This window comes from Streptomyces odonnellii (assembly GCF_000981895.1).
In the GTDB taxonomy this organism is placed as follows: Bacteria; Actinomycetota; Actinomycetes; order Streptomycetales; family Streptomycetaceae; genus Streptomyces; species Streptomyces odonnellii.
The window spans coordinates 1-2,430 of record NZ_LATD01000584.1 but is presented as its reverse complement, the minus strand read 5'-3'; the positions used below and the strand labels follow the sequence as shown (position 1 = coordinate 2,430).

General features: G+C 72.3%; 3 protein-coding genes and 1 pseudogene. 3 read left to right on the top strand and 1 reads right to left on the bottom strand.

All coding sequences use genetic code 11. From position 1 onward, the window contains the following. On the bottom strand, positions 1-564 hold a 564-nt coding region (map, locus tag WH07_RS35345; protein ID WP_046509273.1), incomplete at its 3' end, for a type I methionyl aminopeptidase. Between the two features lie 64 nt (positions 565-628). Between map and WH07_RS35340 the strand changes: the two genes are divergently transcribed. The 3 genes and pseudogenes from WH07_RS35340 to WH07_RS35330 form a co-directional block, all read left to right on the top strand. Further along, positions 629-880 (top strand): helix-turn-helix domain-containing protein, encoded by a 252-nt coding sequence (locus tag WH07_RS35340; protein WP_046509271.1) that lies wholly within the window; start codon positions 629-631, stop codon positions 878-880. A 131-nt stretch (positions 881-1,011) separates the two neighbouring features. Continuing rightward, on the top strand, positions 1,012-1,395 hold the full coding sequence (locus WH07_RS35335; protein ID WP_046509269.1) for a PPOX class F420-dependent oxidoreductase: 384 nt from the start codon (positions 1,012-1,014) through the stop codon (positions 1,393-1,395). A gap of 131 nt (positions 1,396-1,526) precedes the next feature. Further along, positions 1,527-2,430, top strand: a pseudogene (locus tag WH07_RS35330) (hypothetical protein); the annotation flags it as partial.

Sequence of the window (2,430 nt, the reverse complement as noted above, 5' to 3'; positions counted from 1 at the left end):
GTTCGGCACCCCCGGGTCCTCGTGCATCGAGCGGCCCACCCCGTGGCCGCCGAAGCCGTCCGGGATGCCGTAGCCCGCCGAGCGGCAGACCCGCCCGATCGCATGGGCGATGTCACCGATGCGATTGCCGACGACGGCCGCCGCGATCCCCGCCTCCAGCGCCGCGTTCGCCGTGTCGATCAGCCGCAGGTCGTCGGGGCGGGCGCGGCCCACCGTGAAGCTGACCGCCGCGTCGCCCACCCAGCCGTCGAGCACCGCACCGCAGTCGATGCTCACCAGATCGCCGTCGTGCAGCCGGGTCGAGTCCGGGATGCCGTGCACGATCGCGTCGTTCACGGACGCGCAGATGACGGCGGGGAAGGGCATGGGCGCCCAGGCGGGGTGGTAGTCGAGGAAGGGCGAGCCGGCCCCGGCCTCGCGCAGCACGGCGCGCGCGGTCTCGTCGAGGGAGCGCAGTGTGACGCCCACGGCCGCGGCCTCACGTACCGCGGTCAGCGCCTGGGCCACGACCCGGCCCGCGGCACGCATGGAATCGAGGGACGCATCGGTTTTGATTTCCACCATTCCAATAACTATACCGGTGGCCATGGGGCGGGGTACGCTTGCGCCGCGGTATTAGAATGACGGAATGGTACGGACTCCCCTCACCCCCCAGGAGCGCGAGCGCGGCGAGCAGCTCGGCCGGCTGCTCCGCGAGGCGCGTGGCACGCGCAGCATGGTGGAGGTCGCGGCGGTCGCCGGAGTCTCCGCCGAGACCCTGCGCAAGATCGAGACGGGCCGCGCCCCGACCCCGGCGTTCTTCACCGTGGCCGCGCTGGCGGGCGCGCTCGGACTGTCCATGGACGAGATCGCCGCGAACTGCGTACCGGTGCCGGTCTGACGGCGCGCGGGCCGGCCCTCACCGCCCGTTCGCACGCCTGTCGCCGTCCCGTCACCGACCGCCTGAGAGCTGGTGGAGGAGTGACGGAGGGGGCTACCGGGGCGATCCCGCGACGGCGTAGGCTCCCGCCCGTGACGACTCTGGACGAGATAGCCCCCAGCCGCTACATCAGCCTCACCACCTACCGCAAGGACGGAACGGCCGTCGCCACACCCGTCTGGCACGCGGTGGAGGGCGGCGAACTGTTCGTCTGGACCAGGACGAACACCGGCAAGGTCAAGCGGATCCGCAACAACAGCCGTGTCGTCGTGGCGGTGTGCGACGTACGCGGACGGATCGCCGAGGGCGCGCCGACCGTAGAGGGCACGGCACGGCTGCTCGACGAGTCCGCCACCGAACGGATCCGGGGGATGCTCTCCCGCAAGTACACCTGGCGGTTCTGGACGATCGACTGGCCCGCCCGGCTGGCGCAGGGCAAGAATCGTCCCCAGATCGGTATCGCTGTCACCTTCTGACCCGCGCGCGCCGTCGCAGCGAGTGGTCCGCACCGTCCCGGAAAACAGTCTGTAGCCGTCCTGTAACACGACTGAGGTCGAATGCAGCGGACCGAAAGGTTCCCTTCGGCAAAGGCAGGGACGGGGCAGCGATGGCGGTGCATCAACTCCCGGCGGAGATCGGGGCGTTCGCGAGGTACTTACGGGATCTCAGCACGCTCCTGGATCCGGGCGACGGCTGGTACGCGGTCTTCCGCGAGCGTGATCCCGAAGGTCTGCGCGCCTGCTTCGAGGGTACGGAGATCCCGCCCTGGGACGTTGTCGACTCGCTGCTCCAGGACTACGCGGCGGGGCGCGACCCCCAGGACACGGCACGCGAGAGCGCGCGGGCGCGACGGCTGCACGCGGCCTCGGCCGCGGCGTACGACCGGCTGTCCGGCGGCGCCGAAGCACTCTCCGAGCGGCTTCAGTTGATGCTGCGCGAGCAGGCGTACTCGGCGGGCCGGGCCGAGGAGCTGGGGCGGCTGCTCCGTACGACTCCCCAGGACGCCCCGCACGCCCGGCAGCTCAGCCATGAACTGGCGTGGATACGCGACGACCACGCCCGCGCGACGGCCCGCGTCGCCGAACTCCGCGCCAGGCTCACATCGTTGACCACGCCGGGGCGCCCCACACCGACACCGCGCCCGCTGGCGCCGGAGGGGTGGTTCCGCGCGGAGGAGTCTTCAGCCCTCGACCGCGAAGCTTCTGCTGACGGCGCGTCAGGAGACCGCCGTACGACGGACGTTCCCCAATGGGCCGACGAGGGGCGGCGCTCCGGAGCCCCGGCCGGGACCCCCGCTCCTGCCCCGGCTCCGACCCTCGCCGCCGCGACGGAGACGAAGGAGGCGAAGGGTCCCAAGGGCGCCACGGAGAAGAAGCGCGCGTCCGCGCCCAAACGCAAGCCACGCGGCGCCCGCTTCGCCGGACTCGAAGTCGAGGAGGAGGCCGAGGAGGCCGTCCCCGCGCCCGCGCTGCCCGTGCCGCCGCCCGCTGCCGCCGCCATTGCGCGCGGCG